Below are 26,158 nucleotides of genomic sequence, written 5' to 3' on the forward strand. Positions count from 1 at the left end.
CTTAACGTACGTAAAACACTTCCATTTCGCCGTCATCTTCATCATCGTCTTCATCATCATCAGCCAACAGGCCTGCAAGACGTTGTTGGCGACGCATTTCACGATATGCTTCTTTAGCGGCAATAGTTTGTTCGCGTGTTTCAGCTTCAAGCTGTTCACGGAATGCTTTCACTTCTGCTGCATAATCAGGATCTTCAAGCTCACGTTCACGTTGTTGCTCAATTTGATCCATCAGGTAATACACAACTGGTTTTGTCCCTTCAGACATCAAACCTGAAGTTTTAAATACAGGGCCATCCCACTGCATTTCATCTAAGATATGCTGACACCATTCATCACGCGTATCGTCTGCAAGTTGGTCAACTTTGTTTAATACTAGAACGATAGGTAACTTTGAAAGTGTCGGAGAGAATTTTTCTAATTCACCCAAGATCGCTTTTGCATTGTATGCAGGATCAGAACCATCAATCGGCTGAACATCCACAATGTGAAGCAAAATACGCGTACGCGCCAAGTGCTTTAAGAAACGAATACCAAGACCCGCACCTTCAGAAGCCCCTTCGATCAAGCCAGGAATATCCGCCATAACAAATGAACGGTGACTGTCTGCATCGACCACACCAAGGTTTGGAACCATCGTAGTAAACGGATAGTCTGCAACCTTAGGTTTTGCTGCTGATACGGCACGAATAAACGTCGATTTACCTGCATTTGGCATACCTAGTAAGCCAACATCGGCCAGTACTTTTAGCTCTAAACGAATTTCACGGAATTCGCCTTTAAAACCATGGGTACACTTACGTGGCGAACGGTTCGTCGATGATTTAAAGTGAGTATTACCCAAACCACCATCACCACCCGCTGCGACAAGCACACGCTGACCACTTTCAACCAAGTCGCCAATAATGTCACCCGAGTCAGTATCAACAATGGTTGTACCTACAGGAACCTTTAATACAGTGTCTTCACCACCACGGCCTGCGCAGTTCGCGCCACGACCATTTTTAGCTCGTTCCGCACGGAAACGGCGAGTATAACGGAAGTCTACAAGGGTACTGGTATTATCATCAGCTTCGATAAATACGCTACCACCACGACCACCATCACCACCGTCTGGACCACCAAAAGGTACGAATTTTTCACGGCGAAAACTGGCTACGCCATTGCCACCGTCGCCAGCCTCTACGGTAATGACTGCTTCATCAACAAAGCGCATGCTGCCAATCCTCTAAATACTTTAAAACCGCATATTCTGCCATATTTTACAAAAATTCTCGAATAGAATTATTCAGCGAAACATGAAATTTAGTCACAAAAATACCAAAATCTAACTTTTCGACACTTTTCACCTGATTTTATTCATTTTTTAATTTAAATGTACTGACCATTTAGTCGTTAGGCCACTCTTCGATTCACTTTATTCAATCCTACTCAACTTTTATTTTCAAGAAGGACTTTCACATCAAAATAGCGCGCTAAAAGAGGAGATTGTTTGATCACAAGACTTTTTCACAGCCTGAAATTTGAATCAACAATAATCCACTTCCGCACTCCTGAAGGATTTACTCTTAAAGCGCAATTAAGGATTATCACAACCAATCCACAATATTTGTCATCTTTTATTTTAAAGCTGCCACTCGTTCCTTGCTTTCTAGAATTTCAGGCAAACTTTTTTCAATCCACCCAATCAAATACATGGTCTTCTCAGCGGCTTGAGAACCCAAGATCGTCAATTGGTACTCTACTTTGGGTGGCACCACGGGATAGACCGTCCGTAGAATAAAGCCATCATGTTCAAGAGTTTTGAGCGTCTGAGAAAGCATTTTCTCACTCACCCCTTCTATACGCTGCTTGAGCTCACTAAAACGATGTACGCCATCACTTAAACAGCGCAACACCAGTACCGACCACTTACTCGTAAGATGCTCCAAAATTTCACGAGACGGACACTCTGTGGATAAAACTTGACCTAACAATTTGCTTGTCGCATAGGTGTGCATCATTTCTCTCCATTTGGTTTATTACTTACTTTTTGGTACGTACTTACATTTAGTAAGTTAACAGATTAAGATACAACCATCAAGTATAGAAAACAACCAACATAGGTGAATTATGAAAATTGCAATCACAGGCGCAACAGGACAACTTGGTAACCTCGTTATAGAGCAACTTTTGCAGCTGACTGCTGCCCAGAATATTGTTGCGCTAGTTCGTAATGTAGATAAAGCTAAACATTTCAAAGTCCAAGGTATTGAGCCGCGTAAGTTTGATTATGACCGCCCTGAAACATTAGTTCCTGCTCTATCAGGAATAGATAAGTTATTACTCATTTTAGCCAATGAAATTGGTCGCCGTACACCTCAACACCAAGCAGTGATTGATGCTGCGAAAGTGGCCGGCGTACCTTATCTTGCTTATACCAGCTTACTACGTGCAGACACTTCTCCACTCGGCTTAGCCCAAGAACACCGTGAAACAGAAAAACTGATTCAAGACAGTGGAATCACTTATACCTTCTTAAGAAATAACTGGTATAGCGAAAACTACCTTGCAGGTGTTGCTCATACTATTGAAATTGGGACGCTTTTTGGCGCAGCTCAAGATGGCCGAATTAGCTCAGCATCACGTATAGATTATGCTGAAGCTGCAGCCAAAGTCTTAACTTCAACAGGTCATGAGAATAAGACCTATGAACTAGCAGGTTCAGAAAGTTTTACTAAAGCTGATTTGGCTCAATTCATCAGTCAGGCAACTCATAAGCCAGTCATCTATCAAAATTTGTCTGCCGATGACCTGCGCCAAGGTTTAATTCAAGCCAGCCTCCCATCATACTTGATTGATGTGATTGTGGATGCCGATGTGCAGACCGCCAAAGGCGCGATGTATAGTGACCGTAAAGACCTAGAACAATTGATTGGACATAAGACCACCAGCATTCAAGATGCAATCAAAGCAGCACTTTAAGCCACTCATTTAATCTCCGCATTCAAACACCGCCAATAAATGGTGGTGTTTTTTATGGATGAATATTCTTCACGGGTAGAGTCATATTCATCTCTAAATTCGCAGTTGTGCTTCGCTCTATGTTGTACATGGTGGCATTGAAGCTTGCTATTTTGCGCATAGTCATTGGGTCATTCAAATTTAACTGTGGTGCAAACTGATGCAACACATGCAGTCGCACTTGCTCATTGAACTCAAAATAGACCAAGCCATTAAACATAATTTTGATCGGGACCTGATAGTCTTGCTTTAAATGAAATGGTACAGCCAGCTTAATTGGAATATCTAAAGTGAGTGGAAACTTAGGCAACAGTTTATTCTGATAAATTAGATCTGTAGTTGTCTCCAACGGCATGTTCTCATCAATAAGTACCTCGGTTTGATAATCAACAGATACTGAAACGGGTACTTCTACTTCAAACTCTAAATTTGCCAAATATTTCCCAGTCAAAGGCAGGTTGATTTTCTGATCGATTTTCAGCTGTGTATCTAAAGTCCCAACGGATTGGGTTTCTAAATAATTACCCACTTGGATTTTTGTCGGTAAGGAGTCTGATAGTTGAATTTGGGCTTCACTCGCAGACACTTGCATACTGGCTTGAATATTCAGGTACAACCAAAACAGCGCACCCACTAAAATTACAACGCACACAAAACTCAGTACAAGCCGCTTCGCAGACTGGAATATCCACATACTCCCTCCTATGGCTTCACGTGTTCTTGAGGTACAGGTTTTTCACGCAGTAATTGCAAGCTATTAAGTGGAATTTTCAACTCACCCTGCTTGATTTCAATTGGTAATGTATTTTGTACATCCACCGACGCTTTCAATGCCATTTTAATTGGAACATTTAAATGTCCCTGTATTGGAATATTAGTTTTAACCACTGTATTGACTGGAATATGTAGGTTTTCTTTCAGCACGGTTTTCACAGGTGCATCAAATTTGAGGTGTACCTGCTGTTCAAGTGGCACATTGATATGAATCGGCACATCCAACTGAATAGGAATATTGCATTTTAAAGGCAAAGTCACATCTCGCCCCATGACTTTCACTTGTACCTTGGTATCTACAGGCATATTCTGATTAATTTTCAAGGTTTCACGCACTGGAATGGTGGTTTTAATCGGAACCTGATTATCAAAATATACCTGTGGAGTCAGAGTTTGGGTCAGGGGAATATTCAGGTTTTCACGAATTGGAATTTCTGCATTGACTCGCCCTGTGACATCTACATCTAAGGCATCATAAATTTTAACCTCAGCTTGTAAAGGCTCTTGCAGATCAATACTGACTTTTTAGTTTTCTAAGGGAATATAAATATTAAAGTGTTTAAACGTCCAAATAGCGATAAGTACACCGCATACAGATGCCAACACAATGAATGCCAATCCACTTAGCACATGCTTCACTTGCAAATTCAAATTCCTTTTGTTTTATTTTCTTTTTATCTGATAAATATCATCCTTTTGTCAGCTTAGAAAGTCATTGGGTACGGTATACCAACCAGACTCTTTAATTTTTATCGCCCTATTTTTCACAGTATTCTAATTATTCTAACCTGAGTTCGACGAAATCTGCTTAGCCTTTTAGCATATTTTGGAAAGTTGGCTTATTGGGATTCAAACAATAAGCCACTACAGCAGCCATGATATTCACCATGAAGTTATTTACCGAACGATGACGTGAATGTTCAAGTTGATGTAAATTTTTTAATTGATCATTCACTGTTTCGATCAATCCTCTTCTGCAAAGTAATTGTTTTTCTTCTTCAGTTTGGATGGGTTTATTTTTCATATTCCGACGTGATGGGGTCAATATTTTCAGTCCTCTTGCTGCTAAAGCTTCGGCTTTTGCTTTGCTCAAATAGCCTTTGTCTCCGAGTAGGATCCCTTTTAATTCTTGAGTTAAAGATTCTAATATAGCAACATCATGAACATTTCCCGATGTCAGCTTGAGATTAATAATTTCACCTAAATTATTGATAACGAGATGTAATTTAAAACCATAAAACCAACCCGTACTACTTTTTCCACGACCGGCCAAGCCTTTAAATACACGATGCCTTTTAATCCGAAGATTATGGCAAACTACCAATTTAGTGGAGTCAATGATACTGATTCCCGTATCTTTTCCTTTCACCTGATGGAAGAAACTACTCAGAGCTTGCAAACAACGGGGCATGATTTCAATAAATCGGTTGTAGCTAAGCAGTTTAGGAAAAGCAGATTTCCAGAATGGAACGATCATTTGGCAATAAAAATATTTGAAGAATCTAAAACCGGATTGATGAAATAAAATGACAATGGTCATTGCTTCAGACAAGCTCAAGGCTGACTTTTTCAGCTTGGATTTTTGATCAGAAATTAAAGCTTTTTCTAAAGATTCATTAAATGTTTTGCAGAAATCGTCCAAAATACAAAATAATTCGGTAATATGATCCATCGAGAAGCCTTGTTTTATAACATTTTGTATTGAGAACCAATATGTTATAAATTCAGGGCTTTTTTTCTACTCTTTTTTATATCGAACTCAGGTTATTCTAAGTAAATTACTAGGGATTAAACATTGGCAACTCTTACCACTCAAGCCAATACTTATGTCACTCCAACGCACCTGATTGGCCTCATCCACAACAACAGCGCAAAAAAAAGAGCCTCAATTGAGGCTCTTTTTAGTCGCTATTACAAATTATGCATTTGTTTCAGCTGGAATTTTTGGATAGCTTACGCCGCCCATTTGCTCTGCAATACGTAACACTTGGCAGCTATAACCTACTTCATTATCGTACCAAACATATGCAGTTAAACGGTTACCCGAAGTGATTGTTGCTTGCGCATCAAATACACCTGCTGTACGCGAACCGATAAAGTCAGATGATACAACTTCAGTCGAGTTTGTATAACCAATCTGACCTTGAAGGCTAGAGCTGATTGAGATTTTACGAATGTATTCGTTCACTTCATCACGATCAACTTCTTTATCTAAAGTTAAGTTCAAAATCGCAAGTGAAACGTTTGGTGTTGGAACACGTACAGAGTTACCTGTCAGTTTACCTTGAAGTGCTGGAAGTGCTTTAGCTACTGCTTTAGCCGCACCTGTTTCAGTAATTACCATGTTCAACGTTGCAGCACGACCACGACGGTCTGCTTTATGGTAGTTGTCGATTAAGTTCTGGTCGTTTGTGAACGAGTGAACTGTTTCAACATGACCATTCAACACTGTGTATTTGTCATGCAATACTTTAAGTGTTGGTGTAATTGCGTTGGTTGTACAGCTTGCAGCAGAGATAATGGTATCTTCATCAAGAATGTCAGCTTGGTTCACACCAAATACAACGTTCTTCATGTCGCCTTTACCTGGTGCAGTCAAGATCACACGTGCAGCACCTGGGCACTTAAGGTGTTGAGCAAGACCTTCAGCATCACGCCATTTACCTGTGTTGTCGATCACTAACGCATTGCTAATACCATAATCGGTATAATCAACTTCAGTTGGGTTCGACGCATAAATCACTTTGATGAATTGACCGTTGGCAATGATTGCTTCGTTTTCTTCATCAACAGAAATCGTACCAGAGAATGGACCATGGATTGAGTCACGGCGTAATAAAGACGCACGTTTTTCCAAATCACCATCAGATGACTTACGAACCACAATCGCTTTTAGGTTCAAACCACGACCAAGACCAGACTGACCAATCATTAAACGTGCAAGAATACGACCGATACGACCAAAACCGTAAAGGACAACGTCACGACCTTCTACTGAAGTCGCAAGACCTTCTACAGATTTAACAGCGGCTGCAACAAATGCATCAACATCGCCACCTTGCTCTTTAAATGCAACGGCTAATTTGCCTAGATCAATTTCAGCAGTACCGATATTTTCAATTTTAGCCAACGCTTCAAGAATTGGGAACGTGTGTACAACTGAAAGCTCAACGTCCATCATACGAGTGAAACGGTGCGCTTTTAAAATTTGGATAACTGAACGGTTAACTAAAGAACGTCCAAACACTGAAACCACAATATTTTTTTCACGGTAAAGCTGACCGATCAAAGCGATCATTTGTTCCGCGATTTCTTCACGGTTTTTCCAGCGACCTTGGTGTTCTGCGTGTAGGGCGATGATAGTCTCTTTGCTCACAGATACGTCCTCTAATTAATTTAATCTAAGCATAAATTTTAAAACCCAACAATTGTAAAGGATTTAACATCAAGTTTGAATCGAAAGCTGTAAATGCATGATGTTTTTTGTCGTATATTCATTATTAATTTAAGAAATGATTGCATTTAGTCTTATGATTTTGCAGTATAAAATTAAAAAATTATTTTTTTAGATAAAAAATGAACAGTTATGCAAATGATGTTTTATCAAACAGTCAACTATTTTTAAAGGGCAAGAAACAAATCAGAAACTTGCTTATCGCCCAAATTGCAGCGCAATGACAGCTCCGAACATCATTAAATTAGTCTAAATGTTGCTGTTTTTCAAAATGCTCAATATTTCGTTCGAGCTGTTTTTTATTTTGTTGCTGTTTATATAAATGCAACACACCTTCAATAATAAGCAATAAGACTGCGAACCAAATTGGAATATAGGTAAACCACTCACCTGGCTCTATACGCTCTCCCATGGCAACTGATGCTCCTGCTAATAAAACAGGCTCCAAATAACTCAGCAAACCAAAGATCACAAAAGGTAAATAACGACTCGCGAGTATATAACTTCCGAGTCCCATTGCACTTAAGAAACCCAGTCCGATGACCGCCAAAATCAGATGTGGAAACTCTTGTATCAAAGCCAAACTATCGCTATGCACAAAGCCCAAATAAAACGCGACAGGTAAAATTAAAAACAGATCCCACCAGAAGCCACCCAAATGATCCGTTTTACAAACACGGCGCAGGAAGAAATACAAAGGATAAGCCAAAGCGATATAAACCGTTTCCCATGCCATGCTACCAATACGCCAAATTTCATGTCCTACCCCAAGCACAGCAAAGGCTACCGCGGCCATTTGCCAACGGGATAGTTTTTCCTTGTAAAGGATGCAACCAACCAACACCATGACCAAAGGCAGTAAAAAATAGCCGAGCGATACTTGTAGACCACGACCATTCATGGGTCCCCATAAGAATAGCCACAACTGCGTGGTACATAAAACCGAACTGAACAATAACCAAGCAAACATCCAAGGTTGTTTAAAGATACGCTTAAACAACTCCGAAATGAGTTTTAAATCGCCACTCCACCACATGAATGCGGTTAAAAAGGGTAAGGTCGAAAGCATACGCCAAGCAAAAGTTTGCTCACTATCTAAGGGCTTTAAAAAAAAGGTATAAAAATACAAAACTCCAAAAGTGACGGATGCTAAAACCGATAGTGCAACACCTTTATACATCCTTCACTCCACATTGATTTACACGATTTTTTGATAGGCGGCAATTATAAAGCGTTCGACTGTATAAAGCTTTATTATTCAAGTTTTAAAATACGTATATGAAACTAAAAAAGCCATGCTTCAGCATGGCTTTCAAGGCTTAATAGATTTTACTTTTGCAATTGCTTGGTATGAATCAGATCATTCAAGTCATAACCCACTGACTTTGCATATTCTAAGTATTCATTAATAACTTTTTGGTCTGGTTGTGGCGAGCGAGAAAGCACCCACATATATTTACGGCGTGGCTCACCCACTAAAACCGTTTGATAGTCATCATCAATTTTTAAAATCCAATAATCCCCCCGTGCCACAGGTAACCAACGCACCGCCTCAGGTAAAAAACTCACTTTCAACTTACTGTTAAAAGGTGGGTTTTGTACAAATGCCTCACCTATGGACTGCATCAACTTACCATCTTGGGCATAACAGCGGTTATCTACGGTCACATTGCCATTTTCATTCAGGGTATAAGTAGCCGAGACATTAGTTCCGCATTTATTTTGGAAGTACATGGGCTTACGTGCAATTTCGTACCAAACACCCAAATAACGGTCTAATTCAACCTTATCCACCACGGCTAAGGGTTTGCTTTGGGCGTAAGCCATGGTTACCATGCCTAACCCGACTAAAACAGCACCACCTACAGCAATTTTGGCAAGCGTAAAACCCGCCTTTGGAAGATTTGCAGACATAAACTGTACCTTTAATATTTCAGAATTTATGATCTAAAAATAAACATCTCTTTAAAAAATAATGCTTTCTACCCAAATTACTGTAGCGTTATGTAAATGCAACTTAGGTTAGAAGTTGTGCTTTTAAGCGCAAAATTTCATCTCGTAGACGTGCAGCTTGCTCAAACTGTAGCTCTTTAGAAGCTTTTAGCATTTCTTTTTCCAGCTTGCTTAAATGCTTGGCAAGAAGTTTCGGATCGGATAGCAAGTGCTGCTCATCTGCACTGAGCGTTTGGTGTTGATCTGCAATACCACTTTCAACTTGATCATCTGTCAGCACTTCGCCTGTATCAATATCCTTTTTATTTTGTCTAATGGTACTGCGCGGAATAATGCCATGCAGCTCATTAAAGGCCATTTGTTTTTCACGACGACGGGCTGTTTCATCGATGGCTTTTTGCATCGAATCGGTAATCCGATCACCATATAAAATCGCTTTGCCTTTTACATTACGTGCTGCACGCCCAATGGTTTGAATCAAAGACCGCTCAGAACGCAAGAAACCTTCTTTGTCCGCATCCAAGATAGCCACCAAAGACACTTCAGGCATGTCCAAGCCTTCACGTAGTAAGTTGATCCCGACGAGAACATCGTAGACACCTGAACGTAAGTCATGAATAATTTTCACCCGTTCAACGGTATCAATATCTGAGTGCAGATAGGCAACTTTGACGCCATATTCTTTTAAGTACGAACTTAAATCTTCTGCCATACGTTTGGTTAAGGTGGTTACCAAAACACGCTCATCTAGATCTTTACGGATATTGATCTCAGACAAGACATCATCAACTTGAGTCAATACCGGACGTACTTCAATTTCGGGGTCAATCAACCCTGTAGGACGAACCACCTGCTCAGCTATTTGCTCGGCTTTTTCAAGCTCGTATTTGGCTGGTGTAGCACTGACATAAATCGTTGCTGGCGTAATCCGTTCCCACTCTTCAAACTGCATTGGGCGGTTATCTAAAGCACTAGGAAGACGGAAACCATAATTCACCAAGTTTTCTTTACGCGAACGGTCACCTTTATACATCGCGCCAATTTGCGGCACAGTGACGTGTGACTCATCAATAATTAGTAAAGCATCGTCAGGAACATAATCAAATAAGGTTGGCGGCGCTTCGCCCGCGGGACGACCGGATAAATGACGTGAATAGTTTTCAATACCGTTGGTATAGCCCAACTGCTGCATCATTTCTAAATCATAACGGGTACGTTGCTCAATTCGCTGAGCTTCAAGCAATTTGTCATGTGCACGAAAGAAACCTAAACGCTCTTTTAACTCTTCACGAATCGTACCAATGGCACGCTCTAAATTATCTTTCGGTGTCACATAGTGACTTTTTGGGTAAATTGTCACGCGCGGAACTTTACGTACCAGTTTGCCTGTCAGTGGATCGAACCAACGAATCGAATCGACTTCATCATCAAACAACTCGATTCGAATTGCATGCTGGTCTGACTCCGCAGGGAAAATATCGATAATTTCACCGCGGATACGATAGGTACCGCGTAAAAACTCAAGCTCATTACGGCTATATTGCATTTCCACCAAACGACGAATGATGTCATCACGTGCAATACGATCGCCCTGTACAATATGCAGCAACATGCTCATATAGGCATTGGGATCACCCAAACCATAAATAGCAGAAACCGAAGCAACAATAATTGCATCGCGACGTTCTAAGAGCGAACGCGTCGCAGATAAACGCATTTGGTCAATATGGTCATTGATCGCTGAATCTTTTTCAATAAACGTATCTGAAGATGGCACATAGGCTTCAGGTTGGTAATAGTCATAATAACTGACAAAATATTCGACAGCATTGTTCGGAAAGAAAGATTTGAACTCACCATAAAGCTGTGCAGCTAAGGTTTTATTATGTGCCATGACAATGGTTGGACGTTGCGTCCGCGCAATCACGTTGGCCATGGTATAGGTTTTACCTGAACCCGTAACCCCAAGTAACAACTGGTCGTGATAGCCCTTTTCTATTCCAGCAACAAGCTTTTCGATGGCTTGCGGCTGATCACCTGCGGGTTGGTAATTGGTGACTAAATCAAAAGGTTGTTTCTCACTCACAGACATATCCCAAGATTTGCTTCTTCAACCGACTATTTTAACAGATTCAATCCCGAGCAATTCTTGCTTTTAGATTTTTAATGTAATTTACTGAAAATATTACAAAGATTTTTCACTTGACCCCCCCGTATTTCAAGGGCAACATGAAGTGAAGAAGAGCGAAAAATCAGAGCCTATGACTTACCAATATCATGACGAAAGCATCGTCAAAAACCTAGATGAACATACCGTATTTGTGTTTGGTAGTAACATGGCAGGTCAACATGCGGATGGCGCTGCCCGAACTGCACTTGAGCACTTTGGCGCAATAAAAGGCGTCGGACGTGGTTGGTCAGGGCAAAGTTATGCCATTCCCACTATGAACGAACATTTACAACAAATGCCGCTCTCGCAAATTCAACACTATATTGATGACTTTAAAATCTATACTAAAAATCACCCTAAAATGACTTACTTTCTAACCTCTATAGGCTGCGGTATTGCGGGTTATAAAGTTGAAGAAATTGCCCCGATGTTTAAAGGCATCTCTCATAATGTTATTTTCCCTGCATCATTTCGCCCATTTGTGGAAAGAACACTGCCACGTCTAAGTAAAAAGTTTTTGCATACTATTTTTAATGATGCCGTGATTTTCAGCACTCAAAATGATGACATGCTGATTCAACATTTGGCCTTAACCGATAATGAAAAAAGTTTAGCCAAAATTATTCTCAACACACGCATGTATCCAACCGATAGTAATGGTCGCGATCGTGTGTTTGAAATTGAAGATATTTTACATGCGCTGTCTGGGAAAATATTTGATTTTGAGACCAACGCGGAGGGGAGCATGCTTTTTGGTGGTGCCATTCTAGCGCTATTGGAACTTTATAATATCAATGAACAAGACTTCATTGAAGTGTGGCAAGGCACACGAGAAATCGCACCACCTAAGCCTGAACATCGTGCGCGAAAAGCCTCACGTTAAGTCCGAATCTTTTCAAAAAGCCAATCCATCAGATTGGCTTTTTTAATTGAAAATAATAGAGTTATTTGAATCTTCCCAATCGCCAACTACGACAAAAAATGGGGGGTATTACAAAAGCATTTCGCGCTTATCAATATCAGCATATACGCTTTTTAAGCTCCAAAACCAATGGAGCTTATGCATTTTTTACTAAATCCCTCCATAAACTCACATAAATTTTAAAAATAACTTTTTATCACATTATTTTAAAAAGTTTTTTTAGCGCTTATACTGCTTTAAATTCCAACATAAAAACGAGATATAAGTGCAATTATTGGACTCTCCTATTTTTGAATTATCTCCCATTGCCATGTGGTTAGAAGACTTTAGCGAAGTACAAAAACAATTCGATCTTTGGCGGAGTGAAGGTGTTGAAGATATTGCGCCGTTTCTGTTGGAAGACAAATCACGTATTTTAAGTTGTGCGCATAAAATTAAAGTCCTGCATGTCAACCCGCAAACCTTAAAACAATTTGAAGCCCAAAGTTTTGAAGACTTAACCGCAAATCTTGCGCAAATTTTTAAAGCAGATATGTCAAGCACTCATTTAAATGAGTTGGTCGCACTTTGGAATGGTGAGACCTTATTTGAAAATACTGCTGTAAACTATACGCTTACAGGTCATCGCCTTGACATTCGACTGCGCGGAACAGTACTTCCCGGTCATGAACACGATCTTTCATTGGTTTTGATCACCACGGAAGACATCACGCCTTATGCCAATGCACAACGTTTAGAAGAAAAAAGTCGTTTAATTGCTGAAGCACGTTTTCAATATTCGCCTACTTCACTTTGAGTCGAGGACTTTAGCCGAGTCAAAGCACGTTTAGATCATTTACGTCGTTTGGGGATCAGTGACTTTAAAACCTTCCTTGATGTCCACAATGACTTTATTAATGAATGCCTCAGAGACATCATGGTTACTGATGTAAACCAAGCCACACTCGATTTGTTTGCTGCACGTGACAAAGACCATTTACTTAAAAATTTGCATAAAGTCTTTCAGAACGAAACCCAACAGACCTTTCGACATCAGTTGCTCGAACTATGGGATGGCAATATTCAACATAACTGCGAAGCGGTCAACTACGCGCTCGATGGCAGTATTCGCCATGTGCTGTTACATTTTGCCGTGTTTCCAGGCTTCGAAGACGATTGGGGTATGGTTCAACTGGCGCTCACAGATATTACTGCACGTCTTTGTACACGACAAAAAAAGATAACTCATTGAAATAATGGCATAATACTTGTTTTCTGACGACGAATATGATGACACATTTCAATGAGTTACATCTCATCTTAAACAAATATCTAAAGTGGAACAAGTCACATGCAAAATGTTTTACACTGATTATGCTTGCATTAATTGTAAAACAGACATGTAATCTTTCTTCTGCATCTAAAGCCTTACCCATCAAGTGCTTACCACAATCATTTTATCGACGTATACAACGCTTCTTTGCAGATCAGTATTTCGATTATCGTCAAATTTCTCAGTTAATTTTCAATATATTTTCATTCGATAAAGTCCAATTAACTTTGGATAGAACTAATTGGAAATGGGGAAAACGAGATATCAATATCTTGATGTTAGCCATCGTCTATCGTGGAATAGCCATACCTATTGTTTGGACATTGCTCAATAAACGTGGAAATTCAGATACAAAAGAGCGTATTGCTTTGATTCAACGCTTTATCTCTATTTTTGGTAAAGACCGTATTGTGAATGTGTTCGCAGACAGAGAATTTATCGGTGAGAAATGGTTTACATGGTTAATTGAAAATGACATTAACTTTTGTATACGTGTTAAAAAAACTTTATTGTGACCAATCACTTAGCCAAGAATCATAAAATTAGTGATTTATTTCGTCATCTTCAAGTTGGTCAAACTGAATGTCGTAAACGACGTATTTGGGTTGGTCGAGTGAAACTGTATATTAGTGCGCTACGATTAGAAGATGGAGAACTTTTACTTGTTGTTTCTCCTATGTTTAATGCTTCTGCTATTCGTGATTATGCATTACGCTGGGAAATCGAAACGTTATTTAGTTGTCTCAAAGGACGTGGATTCAATCTTGAAAATACTCGTTTAACAGACCCTAGACGAGTCAAGAAATTGATAGCAGTGCTAGCTATCGGTTTCTGTTGGTGCTATTTAACAGGTGAATGGCAACATGATCGGAAAAAAGCGATAAAAATAAAGAAGCATGGACGACTTTCAGTAAGTTTATTTCGCTACGGTTTGGACTATGTTCAAATGGCTATTCTACGTTTGATTGGTTTTGGAAAAAAAGAAGAATTTAAGAAAGTGCTAGCAATTTTAAGAAAGAAAAAGCCTGATAGGACAAGGGTCCTATGAAATTTGTCGTGTACAGAGACTGCACGTAAAAAAGCCGAAAATTATCTTGAATACTTAGGCAAGCATGATGTCTTAACCAAACTTTATAACCGCTCTTTCTACAGCACTGAAATCAACCGACTTGAGCGCAATAACCTGCGCCCTGTGTCTTGTATTTTCCTTGATATGAATGGCTTAAAAGCTATCAATGACAACCTCGGCCATGATCAAGGCGATAGCTTATTACGCCGTATGGGGAATACCCTGAATCAGTTAATTGAAAATACACAATACTCTGCGTCAAGGATCGGTGGTGATGAATTCGTGGTGTTATTACCTGCCGCCGATGAAGCCGCATTGAACCACTGTATTGAAAGTTTACATGAACTCTTAATGGTGGATAACCAATTTAATAATCATCAACCGATTAGTGTGTCGGTTGGCACTGCCACCAGCCAGCCAAATGAGCGGGTTGAAGATATGCTTAAACGTGCCGACACTGCGATGTATGAACACAAAAAAACCTACTATGCAGAAAATGATCGACGGGTTAGCAATTACAACCCAGCGAATGATCAATAAAAAAGCGCCCTGTTTAGGGCGCTTTTTTATCTCAATGGCGAATCAACGTTTACCCATTGAACGACGGGTGCCACGTGGTGGCATCCAAGTACGATCTGCATACTGTTCAGGTTTTGGACGAACCTGATTATGTGCAACATCGTCAGCACTTTGTTCTGCATTTGGCATTGGGAATGGGAGATTCACCAAAGGTTTTTTTGAAGTAGGCTGTTGCTTACTCATGACCATCACTCTCATCAAATTGCGCTTATTTTAAAGTTTTTTTCATAAAGATGCGAGAAACTTCCTAATTCTGTACATTTTTGAAATCATCACTTCAAAATTGAATTTTTTTTATGTTTTTTGCAGAAAATCTGTGTTTTTAAACGCCTTGCTTGAGTTTTTTAAGCTAAGATAGTGTGCTTTTTATTTTTTAAACCCTATAAGAAGGAATACTGCCGTGGACGTACGTCTCTCTGATCGTGTGAATGCCATCAAACCGTCCCCAACTCTTGCTGTTACCAACAAAGCTGCTGAATTAAAAGCGGCAGGCAAGAACGTTATTGGCTTGGGCGCAGGTGAACCTGACTTCGACACCCCACAACACATCAAAGATGCAGCAATTGCAGCGATTAACAACGGTTTCACAAAGTACACCGCTGTAGATGGTACGCCTGGCCTTAAAAAAGCGATTATTGCAAAATTCAAGCGTGACAATAACCTTGATTATGCTGCAAACCAAATTTTGGTTTCTTGTGGCGGCAAGCAGTCATTCTTTAACTTAGCATTAGCTTTGTTAAACAAAGGTGATGAAGTGATCATCCCTGCACCATTTTGGGTAAGCTACCCAGATATGGTGATTATCGCTGAAGGTGTTCCTGTTATTGTAAAATGTGGTGAAGAACAACGTTTCAAAATCACACCTGCTCAACTTGAAGCAGCGATCACAGACAAAACTCGTTTAGTGGTTTTAAACAGTCCATCAAACCCAACAGGTATGATCTACACTAAAGCTGAATTGGAAGCTTTGGCTGACGTTCTTCGTAAATACCCAGAAGTTTATATCGCTTCTGATGATATGTACGAACCAATCCGTTGGGATGACGAATTCTATAACATCGCAACTGTTGCACCAGACCTTTATGACCGCACAATCGTGTTAAACGGTGTGTCTAAAGCGTATGCAATGACTGGCTGGCGTATTGGCTATGCAGCGGGCCCTGCTAAGCTTATTGGCGCAATGAAAAAAATCCAATCGCAATCAACTTCAAACCCAACTTCTATTTCACAAGTTGCTGCTGAAGCTGCGTTGAATGGTCCTCAAGACGTTCTTGAGCCTATGATTGAAGCATTCAAACGCCGTCATGACTTAGTTGTTAGCGGTTTGAACGACATCAACGGTATTTCTTGCTTACCTGCTGATGGTGCATTCTATGCATATGCAAACATCCGTCCATTGATTCGTGCGAAGGGCTTAAAATCTTGCACAGAATTCTCTGAATGGTTATTGGAAGAAACTGGCGTTGCCGTAGTTCCTGGTGATGCATTCGGCTTAGGCGGTTTCATGCGTATTTCTTATGCAACTGCTGATGACGTACTTGTAGATGCGCTTGCACGTATCAAGAAAGCAGCTGATTCAATCGAAGGCGTAGATGCTGCGATTGCTTCAATTGCTGCTGAAAAATAATTTAACCCTTTAAAGTTAGATTAGAGAAACCCGCGAACTTCGCGGGTTTTTTATTTTTTAACAAAATCTGAAAAATTTGCTCTTAAGCCCGTTTAAATAATTTTAGAGCCGTGTATTACCAGCAGAATCTATTGTATCTACGTCTTTCTTGCTCGATGACGCCGAGATCACCAAGGCAATGCCTGCTAAAATAATCGTCGCAGAAATAATGATTCGGAAACTCAACGCTTCCCCAATAAACAATGCACCGCCAATAATCGCCAAACAAGGCACTGACAATTGCACGCTACTGGCCGTCACCCGGTCAATCTGCTTCACAATGCCATACCAAAGCACATATGCCCCACTCGATGCCAAACCACCAGATAAGAGCGCCAACAACATACCTTTTGGGTTAATAAAACTCTGTGTGTAAAAAAATAAATAGACCAAGACAACAAATGGAATCGCCACTACAAAATTTGCCAAGCTACTGGCCAGTGGATTATGCATATTTTTACCTGCGATACTATACATCGCCCAACCTATGCCTGAAAGCACCATCAATGCAGCATAACCCAAAGGAGGTGCCGAAGCCCCTGGCAGTAATAAAATCAAAAGACCTAAAATAGCAATCGACAGCCCCAACCCGCGCCGCAAATTGATTTTTTCGCCATGACACAGGCCATAACCGACCATACTTAATTGAACTGTCCCAAATAGGAGTAATGCACCTACACCTGCATCGATATGCAAATAGGCCAGCGAAAAAGCCACAATATATAAGGCAAGAAAAAATCCGTTTTTTACACTCCACTCTATTTTGCTCTTATGAGTAGAGAGCATATACAGTAGAAATAACACCATTGCACCACTACAGACCCGAAGCAAGCTAAAGCTCATCGGATCAATCTGCTGCTCAGCCAACGCTAAACGACATAGCACCGAATTGGCTGCAAAGGCCAACATTGCAATGGAAATTTTAAGCAGCATGTTTGAGCATCCTTATTCAACAGCCTGCTTTAGATATATCGAATATATCTTATTAAATCTAGAGAGTTTTTCTCATGAAATTTATCAGCAATATCAATGTGAAATTCAGATGATTCAGCCTGAATATCTTATTTTTTAGCATCATCTGGTGAAAATAAAGCAATCACATCCGCTTCAGTGAGCTGCTCTGTAGAATACTTGAATTGGTAAAAATCAGGCTTATTATCAATATAAATTTCTGTTGTAAGTTTTAAATCTTCTGGCTGTTCTTCCATCGCAAATACATTGATATTGCAATAGCTGCCGTCCTGAGTTCGCCAAAAAAGTGACGTGCCACATTCGCTACAAAAACCACGCTCCCCCCAATCCGACGACTTGAATAATTTTAAATATTCTTGATTGTCAAACTTTAAACTACTAGGTTCGACATCAATACTCATGAGCACCCCGCTCGACTGCTGGCGGCACATAGAACAATGACAAGCATGCACATCATGATTTTTGAGTGCGGCTTGGAACTTAGTTTTACCGCATAAACAGGACACGTTCATTGTGAGTTCCTTCTTCATGTGAAGACTGTGTAAAATTACTAAAACCTTGTTTATCTTATATATAAATAAAAAACAAAAGAGTGTATAAATTTTGTGCACCATTTTAAAACAATGATCACGTCTAGCTTGGTCAGTTCTATCAACACTCAAATTATCAAAATGAATAATCCTAAATCTTTTTCCTACAATATGTTCACAGCATGAGCTCAGTCCGTGATTGCGATTTCGTTGATTTTGTACTGATCAATCAAAAGCTGAATATTGACGAAAAGACTGAATTTTGTTTAATTGGATAACAAGTTCCAAAAAGGAACTCATAGATAAATATAGGAATGAACAAGATGAATCCCAAAGAAATGACAGGACTACAACTCTTAGAAGCCATGTGTACAGGAAAAATTCCACCTGCAAGTATCAGTGAAACCATTCCCATGCAGCCTTTTGAAGTTTCTGAAGGAAAAATTAGCTTTAAAGCAAAAGCAGATCATCGCCATTTAAACCCGCTTGGTGGCGTGCATGGTGGCTTTGCAGCAACAGTACTCGACTCAGTAACAGGTTGTGCCGTACATACTATGCTTGAAGCTGGTGTTGGCTATGGCACCATTGATCTGAATATTAAAATGTGCCGACCGATTCCAAAAGACAAAGAACTACTTGCCATCGGCAGCGTGATCAACATCAGTAAGAACTTAGGTATTTCTGAAGGTAAAATTGTAGATGAAGACGGTAAACTCTACGCCCATGCCACAGCCACCTGTATGATTATTCGCCCCTAAAAACGAAAGGCACTGATAAATTTCAGTGCCTTTTTTACGCCAAAGCAAACTTTACTTCAGCATGACAGATCAAATTGCGGTTTTAAACGTCTTCAGCGTCTGCAATTTTGAGGCATCAGGACGCTCAGCCCCTTTATAAATACAGTAATATTTAAACGCGCTGTCTAAACTCACGTCTAAACTTTTTCCTTCAGCAGCAGACCAGACTTTAGAATGATTACTGCCTGATAAAGCACTGCCTGACAACTGATACAAATACAAATCATGCTCTCGCTGCACAGTCTTTTTAAGAGTACTGGTTGACTGTTCGGAAAGCAACTGACAAGGACTGTTGACCAGCCAACGCTCACTAAACCAAAGTTGTAATAAATCACCCAAATACAAGTCTGTACAACCGACTGGCCAAACATCAATATAGGCTGACTCTACAGGGGTATAGTATTGTTCAGGGTTTGAAATAATAGAGAGATACTGATCTTGATAATCAGCTAGGTTTGCAAAAATATCGGAAATGGTAAGCGTATTCATTCGCTTTCTCCTGTTTAGCCATTTTAGTGCTGGCAAGTTGGTTATAAATCCACACTGTTTAAGTTTTCACTTAAACGCTCTGTTGTTAAAATCAGACTATCAACGACTTTTCAACATTGCAAGCACTTCAATACGTTTTTTTTTGAAAATGATTTTTTTGTTCAAATAAAAAGCATCCAATATAAAAATGACAGCAACATGACATTTTAGACTTGACCCACTATGAAATGTCCTTATAATCACATGCAGATTCTCCAATAGCTCAGTCGGTAGAGCGACGGACTGTTAATCCGCAGGTCCCTGGTTCGAGCCCAGGTTGGAGAGCCAAATTCAAGAAAGCCCACACTATATGTTGTGGGCTTTGTTCTTTTCTACGTCTTAAAAGTTTCGCTGCTTAAGATGTAAATCTTCCAGCTAAACCCAACAGAAAGCCAGAACTAGACCATTCTCGAAAAATAACTTATCTTAAAAACACTAAAAAATGATTCACAATAAAAATAATGGGCACATTTAAAACACACGTGGATGTTTGTTCAGATCACTTCCCGATCACAGCAACTGAAATAAAAAATGGGAGGGACAAATTACTAGTGAATTATTAGCCCAACATCTTGCTGAACAATTCAATCAACAACAACTCGAAATCGCTGCAATTCACAATGAAGATTGGGGATACCAGCTTAGTTTTAGTGATTCCGCTTATAAAGATATTTTTATTGAATATAATCGCTATGAGCAAAATGACAACTTATTTTTAATTTTTATTCACCCAGCACAGCCAATCATTAAAAAATATTTTTTTAAGAAAATAGATCTTTCAACCCAATTAAGTCATGTCTCTGAGACTTTGCGAAATACTCTTTCTGATGCAACAATTTTTCATGATGTGCAATGGTGGAACGTGGAAGATATAAAAAAGTACAATAAATCATCCTCAAAATCACTAAACATCCATACTTAAACAACTCATTCCACTGACTCATATTTCGCGATTTTATGGAAAGGAATTACAGCTCTCAATACATCACATTTACCCTTCTTTAATTAAAAAGCCCAATCGATAAAATTGGGCTTTTTAATGAGTCAAGGCTATCTACACTGAGAATCTGTAAATTTTGAACAGTTTACAAACTGTGACATTCACCCGCTTTATTCCTAAGCCGCTTCCGCAGGCACGCCACTATGGAAACGGAACACATTATCAGGTGTACTAATTAGCTCTTTTTCGACATTACGGATATGATCAATACGGGCTTGAATATCTTCTTTCGGATTTTTCAATTTCCCCGTTTGCGCAACCTCTAAAGCCAAAGCCAAGTAGTCTTCAAAATGGCGTGATTCAGACTTCAGCAAGTAGCGATAGTAACGACCTAATTCTTCATCTACCAAAGGTGCTAACGCGTAGAAACGCTCACATGAACGTGCTTCTACAAAAGCACCAATGATTAAAATATCAATTAAAGCCTCGGGTTCATAAGTCCGCACTTCTTTACGTAAACCACCTGCATAGCGCCCAGCACTCAGATTGCTCCACTCTAGCCCGCGCTTTTTCATAAATTCAAGCACTTGCTCATAATGCAGCATTTCTTCACGAACCAGTTGTGCAAGCTTGACTTGCAAATCGGTAAAAAAACTATAGCGAAACATCAGGTTCATCGCTGTACCTGCAGCTTTCTTCTCACAATTCGCATGGTCTTGCATCAGCACATCAAGATTAGTCAGTGCTTCAGCCAACCAAGCTTTTGGTGTTTCACAGCCCAAGAAGTCCATGACGGGCTTCATGAGTTCATCATAATTGATATTCGACATATTCAAATCTTAAAAACTTTAAATTAACGTGCAGCTTTAATCACTGCTTTCATTTCGCGTACAGCTTGTTCCAAGCCCACAAAAATAGCATCGGCAATTAGGGAATGTCCGATGTTTAATTCATGAATCTGTGGAATTTGTGCAATTGGCGTTACATTTTCAAGGTTGAGCCCATGGCCAGCATTCACCACTAAACCTTTTGATGCTGCATATTCAGCACCTTTTACAATACGTTCAAGCTCATGTTGCTGAGCTTCAGGTGTTTCTGCATCAGCATAAGCACCTGTATGAATTTCAATGGTTGGTGCACCACAAGCAACTGCTGCATCAATTTGTGCAAAGTCAGCATCAATAAACAAGGACACATCACAGCCAATCTCAGACAAGGCTTGAGTTGCCGCTTTGACATCGTCAAAATGTCCAACTACATCCAAACCACCTTCGGTCGTCACTTCTTGGCGCTTTTCAGGAACGAAACACACATGGTGCGGTTTAATTTCTTTGGCAAATGCAATCATTTCATCTGTAACTGCAAGTTCCAAATTCATACGTGTTTTTAGTGCTGGACGCATACGACGCACATCATCGTCCTGAATATGACGACGGTCTTCACGTAAATGCAAGGTAATCCCTTCCGCCCCTGCTTGCTCACAGATCAATGCTGCATTGACTGGATCAGGATAAGACGTTCCACGCGCTTGTCGTAAAGTTGCCACGTGGTCAATATTTACACCAAGTAATGCAGCCATATTCATTTCCTAATTACGATTGAGTTTGAGTGTTCTGAATCCACAACTGACGACTTTTTAAGGGGCGATCGCCCAACAAGGAACTGATCATTTGTCGATACAACTTGGTCAGTAATTGTAACTGTTCCAAACCAAAATCCCTACCCTTTTCATATTGGCACATGCTTAAAATTTGCTGTCCATTTAAGGTCGCTCGCGAGGCTTGTGCAGTAGGAATAAAGCCTTCATTCAGCTGGAATATATAGTTGAGTGATGCCTGAATTTCCAATTGATTGGCATCGGTCGAAAAATCTAAGGCATAGCCCAAATCTTCCAGCAGTTCGTGCTCAAACTGTCTTAGAATTTGTTTTAAAAACTGATTAGGATCGGCTTGCTGCGCCAGTTGTTGTAATTGCGTTAGCGTATGCGCATATTGAGCAAAACTTTGCTCCATCTGTACTTCAAGTGGACATAGTCTGAGTAGAATCTCATTGAGATAAAAACCTGAAAAAAAGGCATCCCCGAAGAAAAAAATCGGCTGATTGACAATTTCAAGTTTTGTAAAATTTTTGAGTTCAGATTTACCCGAAGCTTGTAAACAAATCGGCTGATATTGTGGCGGCGGGGTTTGCCTTAAAATACCATCAACTCGCCCATGCTCTTGGGTAAATAAATGCACAATATGACTACGTTCACGGTATTTTCTGTGGTGAATTAAATAACCATGCAGTACTTCATTGCGCATGAGGAATTAACTAATCTTTTTTATCTTTATCATTCTGTTCACTGTCTTCATCATCCCCATCTGGGATAACAGCACCAACCACCGCTGCGGTTCCTTTCACCACGCCTTTTGTGGTTTTATACGCAATCTTTACAGGAACGGTGACGATCTTGTGTATACAACCTTGCAAAAACAACATACAAGCCATTACTGCGAACACTTTGACCATAACACCATCCCTATAAAAATTTGTTTTCTTAAAACTTAGATATCGCTATAACCTAAGCTTTTCAATGCACGTTCATCATCAGACCAACCGCCTTTCACTTTAACCCAAAGGGTCAGCATGATCTTTTGTTCAAACATTTTTTCCATATCGATACGGGCATCCATACCGATTTTCTTAAGCTTAGCGCCTTTTTCACCAATCACAATCGCTTTTTGGCCTGGACGGTCTACAAAAATCGTTGCATCAATATACGTACACGCTGGCTTTGGACGACCTGTTTTTTCATTTACCGTTGCTTCTTCAGTCTTAAACGACTCAATTTGCACGGTTAAATCATAAGGTAGCTCCTCACCTAACTGACGCATAATCTTTTCACGGATAATTTCTGATGCCAAGAAACGTTCAGAACGATCTGTCAGTTGATCCAATGAATACATCGGTGGCTGGAAAGGTAAATATTTTTCAATGGTATCGCGCAGATGGTCTAAGTTTGCACCACGTAGTGCAGAAACAGGAACAATCTCAGCAAAATTCATTAATTTTGCACGTTCTTGAATCAAGGGTAATGCATGGTTTTTATTTTCAAGTGTATCAATTTTATTGATCACCAGAATCACCGGCATCTCAGCATTTTTGAGTTTTTCCAAAACGAGCTCATCGTTTTGAGTCCACTTGTCTGCATCCAGAACAAACAATACCAAGTTGACATCACGCAATGCAGAAGACGCAGCACGGTTCATCATTTTGTTGATGGCGCGTACTTCTTTTTTATGCATCCCTGGTGTATCAACAAAGACCGCTTGAGATTTTGCACGTGAATCAATCCCCACAATTTTATGACGTGTGGTTTGTGGTTTACGTGAAGTAATCGATAATTTTTGACCCAATAAATGGTTCATCAACGTAGACTTGCCTACGTTTGGACGACCGACAATTGCCACAAAGCCGCTACGAAAATCCGTTGGGATTTCTGTGCCTTGTTCGCTAAAAAACTGGCTAATTAAATCATTGCTGTCGCTTTGCGACTCGTGATCAGCATCGATGTGATCGGAAGAATTTGACATGGCAGATTACTGCTCCAAAAGTTTTAAAATATCCGCCGCCGCAGCTTGTTCAGCAAAACGGCGACTGGTGCCCTCACCATTTACAACAGACAATCCATCCACTTTACATTCCACTCTGAAATGCTGATTGGGTGCATCACCCTGAATATCGACCACATCATAAACTGGGAGAGCTTTTTTTCGTGCTTGAAGATATTCTTGTAAACGAGATTTAGGATCTTTAAGTTGATCGGTTGGCTCGATATGGTCTAAATATGGCTCGTACCATTTTAACACAATCGACTCCAACACCGTTAAATCACTACAATCCACATAGATTGCACCAATAATCGATTCAACCGTATCCGCAAGGATGGACTCGCGATGATGTCCACCTGATTTTAACTCACCTGTACTTAAAATGAGTGACTGGCTCAGTTTTAAATCATTTGCAATTTTACCTAAAGCTTCCTGACGAACCAAGGTTGCACGCATACGCGTCAAACGGCCTTCGTTCTCAGTCGGATAAGCTTTATAGAGATAATTCGCAATAATCATCCCTAACAAAGAATCGCCTAGAAACTCTAGGCGCTCATAGTTGTATTTGTGGCTCACCGATCGGTGGGTCAGTGCAAGCTGAAGTAACTCAGGTTGTTTAAACTGATAACCGATACGGCTCGCTAAGCGGGCTTCACTTAGCTTGGACTGAGCTTTGATCAAAACTTTTCTCGAACTTTAATACTAAATCTATATTCAGTAAGAAGGGTTTTCTTACCTCATACTCCTTTTTCACCTGCAACCCTTCGGTATTGGTGACTTGCATAATTTCTTTAATCTTCACATCACGAATGCCATTCATATCCAAACGCTTTGAAAGCTGACTCTCAAACTCCGCGGGCTGAATATTTTTCGGGCTACTTTGAAATACTTCCTCAATTTGGCTATTGATCATCCGATCATCAAAATAGGGAGCCCAAACTGCAATTGCCACTTTCGCCATAAATGCAAACCCCATGATTGCAAATAAAATGGCGATATAAGATGCCCCTTGTTGATTCTTGCGCATTTTTTATTTTCCGAATCGATATTAGTCAATGCTACCGTTACGGTTAAATGACGGCAACTTAAAGCCAGGTTCTTTATGCATCCAAATATAAAATGCACGACCTGTTAGGTTCTGTTCAGGAACCATTCCCCAGAAACGACTGTCAGCACTTTGGTCGCGATTATCCCCCATCGCAAAGTACTCACCTTCTTTTACTTTCACTTCCCAATATAAACCATTTTCAGCAGAGTATTTACCATTTTCTACAAAGTTAATATACGGTGCTTGGCGTGCCACATTAACACCTTCTAACTCACGCATGGTAAAGGTATGCTTGCCAATGGTTTCTTTATGATATATCGAAGTAGGCGTGTCTAAACGGTCTTTTTCACGGCTAAATTCAACAGGCACTTTAGCAATTTTTTGACCATTAATGGTTAATTGCCCATGATCAAAAACAATGTGATCACCCGGAATACCAACCACACGTTTGATATAGCTGATCGTCGGTTGCGGTGGATAACGGAAGACAATCACATCGCCACGCTCAGGCTCACCTACATCAATCACTTTTTTATTCACGATCGGCAGGCGTACACCATAGTCAAACTTGTTGACCAAGATGAAGTCACCTGTTTCTAAAGTCGGCACCATCGAGTCGGAAGGAATATTAAAAGGTTCATAAAAGAATGAACGTAGACATAGGACAATCGCAAGGACTGGCCAGAAATCATAAGCCCACGTAATGACAAAATTTTCATTTCCCTTGCCTTTCGTCGCTCGTTGTTTAAATACAAACTTATCGAGCAACCACACCAAAAAGAAAATTAGTGTGACAGGAACAAGTATCAAATTAAAATCAAAATCCATGGGCTTATATTCCTACCTTT

25 protein-coding genes, 1 tRNA gene and 3 pseudogenes are annotated in these 26,158 nt (G+C 40.1%); 8 read left to right on the forward strand and 21 right to left on the reverse strand.

All coding sequences use genetic code 11. The features are described from left to right. Nucleotide 1: 1 nt before the first annotated feature. Entirely contained in the window at nt 2-1,216 is a 1,215-nt protein-coding gene (cgtA, locus tag AC4CU3_RS01815; RefSeq protein ID WP_004980365.1) for an Obg family GTPase CgtA, read from the reverse strand. 403 nt (nt 1,217-1,619) lie between these two features. Continuing rightward, nucleotides 1,620-2,000 (reverse strand): winged helix-turn-helix transcriptional regulator, encoded by a 381-nt coding sequence (locus AC4CU3_RS01820; protein ID WP_004980366.1) that lies wholly within the window; start codon nt 1,998-2,000, stop codon nt 1,620-1,622. Between the two features lie 112 nt (nt 2,001-2,112). Here AC4CU3_RS01820 and AC4CU3_RS01825 point away from each other — a divergent pair, with 112 nt between their 5' ends. Continuing rightward, nucleotides 2,113-2,964: an SDR family oxidoreductase gene (locus AC4CU3_RS01825; protein WP_490737959.1), complete on the forward strand. Its 852-nt coding sequence runs from the start codon at nt 2,113-2,115 to the stop codon at nt 2,962-2,964. A 52-nt stretch (nt 2,965-3,016) separates the two neighbouring features. On the opposite strand, the gene AC4CU3_RS01830 is transcribed toward AC4CU3_RS01825, so the two are convergent. The 7 genes and pseudogenes from AC4CU3_RS01830 to uvrB all read right to left on the reverse strand — a co-directional run bounded on the left by AC4CU3_RS01830 (nt 3,017) and on the right by uvrB (nt 11,270). Then, nucleotides 3,017-3,697, reverse strand: a complete 681-nt coding sequence (locus tag AC4CU3_RS01830; RefSeq protein WP_279734172.1) for a hypothetical protein — start codon at nt 3,695-3,697, stop codon at nt 3,017-3,019. An 8-nt stretch (nt 3,698-3,705) separates the two neighbouring features. After that, nucleotides 3,706-4,422: pseudogene (locus tag AC4CU3_RS01835) on the reverse strand (MFS transporter). A 163-nt stretch (nt 4,423-4,585) separates the two neighbouring features. Then, entirely contained in the window at nt 4,586-5,449 is an 864-nt protein-coding gene (locus AC4CU3_RS01840; protein WP_490737960.1) for an IS982 family transposase, read from the reverse strand. Between the two features lie 246 nt (nt 5,450-5,695). Next, nucleotides 5,696-7,153 (reverse strand): glyceraldehyde-3-phosphate dehydrogenase, encoded by a 1,458-nt coding sequence (locus AC4CU3_RS01845; RefSeq protein ID WP_005399676.1) that lies wholly within the window; start codon nt 7,151-7,153, stop codon nt 5,696-5,698. 322 nt (nt 7,154-7,475) lie between these two features. Next, on the reverse strand, nt 7,476-8,411 hold the full coding sequence (rarD, locus tag AC4CU3_RS01850) for an EamA family transporter RarD (protein WP_336000252.1): 936 nt from the start codon (nt 8,409-8,411) through the stop codon (nt 7,476-7,478). A gap of 149 nt (nt 8,412-8,560) precedes the next feature. Further along, the gene (locus AC4CU3_RS01855) at nt 8,561-9,145 is read right to left on the reverse strand and encodes a lipocalin family protein (protein ID WP_336000250.1); all 585 of its coding nucleotides are present in this window, start codon (nt 9,143-9,145) and stop codon (nt 8,561-8,563) included. 103 nt (nt 9,146-9,248) lie between these two features. Continuing rightward, a complete protein-coding gene (uvrB, locus tag AC4CU3_RS01860) occupies nt 9,249-11,270 on the reverse strand; it encodes an excinuclease ABC subunit UvrB (protein WP_490737961.1) in 2,022 nt (673 codons plus the stop codon). 175 nt (nt 11,271-11,445) lie between these two features. Between uvrB and AC4CU3_RS01865 the strand changes: the two genes are divergently transcribed. The 4 genes and pseudogenes from AC4CU3_RS01865 to AC4CU3_RS01880 all read left to right on the forward strand — a co-directional run. Then, nucleotides 11,446-12,237 (forward strand): A1S_2505 family phage non-structural protein, encoded by a 792-nt coding sequence (locus tag AC4CU3_RS01865; RefSeq protein WP_279043828.1) that lies wholly within the window; start codon nt 11,446-11,448, stop codon nt 12,235-12,237. Nucleotides 12,238-12,541: 304 nt separating this feature from the next. Next, a pseudogene (locus AC4CU3_RS01870) lies at nt 12,542-13,474 on the forward strand (PAS domain-containing protein); the annotation flags it as partial. A 71-nt stretch (nt 13,475-13,545) separates the two neighbouring features. Further along, a protein-coding gene (locus AC4CU3_RS01875; RefSeq protein ID WP_125625403.1) for an IS4-like element ISAba33 family transposase occupies nt 13,546-14,636 on the forward strand; the annotation gives its coding sequence in 2 pieces (ribosomal slippage) (nt 13,546-14,086 and nt 14,086-14,636; 1,092 coding nt in all). A gap of 18 nt (nt 14,637-14,654) precedes the next feature. After that, nucleotides 14,655-15,197: pseudogene (locus AC4CU3_RS01880) on the forward strand (GGDEF domain-containing protein); the annotation flags it as partial. Nucleotides 15,198-15,239: 42 nt separating this feature from the next. On the opposite strand, the gene AC4CU3_RS01885 reads toward AC4CU3_RS01880, so the two are convergent. Beyond that, nucleotides 15,240-15,419, reverse strand: a complete 180-nt coding sequence (locus tag AC4CU3_RS01885) for a hypothetical protein (RefSeq protein ID WP_004693646.1) — start codon at nt 15,417-15,419, stop codon at nt 15,240-15,242. Between the two features lie 217 nt (nt 15,420-15,636). Between AC4CU3_RS01885 and AC4CU3_RS01890 the strand changes: the two genes are divergently transcribed. Then, a complete protein-coding gene (locus AC4CU3_RS01890) occupies nt 15,637-16,863 on the forward strand; it encodes a pyridoxal phosphate-dependent aminotransferase (RefSeq protein WP_004693649.1) in 1,227 nt (408 codons plus the stop codon). A gap of 102 nt (nt 16,864-16,965) precedes the next feature. Here the strand turns inward: AC4CU3_RS01890 and AC4CU3_RS01895 are convergent, their stop codons facing one another. Both AC4CU3_RS01895 and AC4CU3_RS01900 read right to left on the reverse strand, forming a co-directional pair. Then, nucleotides 16,966-17,835: a DMT family transporter gene (locus AC4CU3_RS01895; RefSeq protein WP_279043829.1), complete on the reverse strand. Its 870-nt coding sequence runs from the start codon at nt 17,833-17,835 to the stop codon at nt 16,966-16,968. A 128-nt stretch (nt 17,836-17,963) separates the two neighbouring features. Next, nucleotides 17,964-18,386, reverse strand: a complete 423-nt coding sequence (locus AC4CU3_RS01900) for a GFA family protein (protein WP_125280445.1) — start codon at nt 18,384-18,386, stop codon at nt 17,964-17,966. 341 nt (nt 18,387-18,727) lie between these two features. On the opposite strand from AC4CU3_RS01900, the gene AC4CU3_RS01905 reads away from it, so the two are divergent. Continuing rightward, the gene (locus tag AC4CU3_RS01905; RefSeq protein ID WP_058869421.1) at nt 18,728-19,162 is read left to right on the forward strand and encodes a PaaI family thioesterase; all 435 of its coding nucleotides are present in this window, start codon (nt 18,728-18,730) and stop codon (nt 19,160-19,162) included. Nucleotides 19,163-19,231: 69 nt separating this feature from the next. Here AC4CU3_RS01905 and AC4CU3_RS01910 read toward each other — a convergent pair whose 3' ends face one another. After that, nucleotides 19,232-19,690, reverse strand: a complete 459-nt coding sequence (locus AC4CU3_RS01910) for a hypothetical protein (protein WP_490737962.1) — start codon at nt 19,688-19,690, stop codon at nt 19,232-19,234. Nucleotides 19,691-19,941: 251 nt separating this feature from the next. Between AC4CU3_RS01910 and AC4CU3_RS01915 the strand changes: the two genes are divergently transcribed. After that, a tRNA-Asn gene (locus tag AC4CU3_RS01915) sits at nt 19,942-20,017 on the forward strand. 828 nt (nt 20,018-20,845) lie between these two features. Here AC4CU3_RS01915 and AC4CU3_RS01920 read toward each other — a convergent pair. The 8 genes from AC4CU3_RS01920 to lepB are packed head-to-tail and all read right to left on the reverse strand — an operon-like array spanning nt 20,846 to nt 26,138. Then, nucleotides 20,846-21,499, reverse strand: coding sequence for a MiaE family protein (locus tag AC4CU3_RS01920; RefSeq protein WP_176537509.1), 654 nt, complete (start codon nt 21,497-21,499; stop codon nt 20,846-20,848). Nucleotides 21,500-21,522: 23 nt separating this feature from the next. Further along, nucleotides 21,523-22,248: a pyridoxine 5'-phosphate synthase gene (gene pdxJ, locus AC4CU3_RS01925; RefSeq protein ID WP_004980400.1), complete on the reverse strand. Its 726-nt coding sequence runs from the start codon at nt 22,246-22,248 to the stop codon at nt 21,523-21,525. A gap of 13 nt (nt 22,249-22,261) precedes the next feature. Beyond that, nucleotides 22,262-22,972 carry a DNA repair protein RecO gene (gene recO, locus AC4CU3_RS01930; RefSeq protein ID WP_004980401.1) on the reverse strand — a complete coding sequence of 237 codons (711 nt, stop codon included), beginning with the start codon at nt 22,970-22,972 and terminating at the stop codon, nt 22,262-22,264. A 10-nt stretch (nt 22,973-22,982) separates the two neighbouring features. Further along, nucleotides 22,983-23,180: an NF038104 family lipoprotein gene (locus AC4CU3_RS01935; protein ID WP_004693662.1), complete on the reverse strand. Its 198-nt coding sequence runs from the start codon at nt 23,178-23,180 to the stop codon at nt 22,983-22,985. Between the two features lie 35 nt (nt 23,181-23,215). Beyond that, on the reverse strand, nt 23,216-24,244 hold the full coding sequence (gene era, locus AC4CU3_RS01940; RefSeq protein ID WP_004693663.1) for a GTPase Era: 1,029 nt from the start codon (nt 24,242-24,244) through the stop codon (nt 23,216-23,218). Nucleotides 24,245-24,250: 6 nt separating this feature from the next. Beyond that, nucleotides 24,251-24,943: a ribonuclease III gene (gene rnc / locus AC4CU3_RS01945; protein ID WP_004980405.1), complete on the reverse strand. Its 693-nt coding sequence runs from the start codon at nt 24,941-24,943 to the stop codon at nt 24,251-24,253. Beyond that, entirely contained in the window at nt 24,915-25,289 is a 375-nt protein-coding gene (locus AC4CU3_RS01950) for a DUF4845 domain-containing protein (RefSeq protein ID WP_004693667.1), read from the reverse strand. Before AC4CU3_RS01950 ends, rnc begins: the two co-directional genes overlap by 29 nt. Before the next feature lie 21 nt (nt 25,290-25,310). Beyond that, complete coding sequence (gene lepB / locus AC4CU3_RS01955; protein WP_010326441.1) at nt 25,311-26,138, reverse strand: signal peptidase I; 828 nt, start codon at nt 26,136-26,138, stop codon at nt 25,311-25,313. Between the last annotated feature and the right edge of the window lie 20 nt (nt 26,139-26,158).

The sequence above is a fragment of the Acinetobacter sp. 802_lipA genome (genome assembly GCF_058242885.1).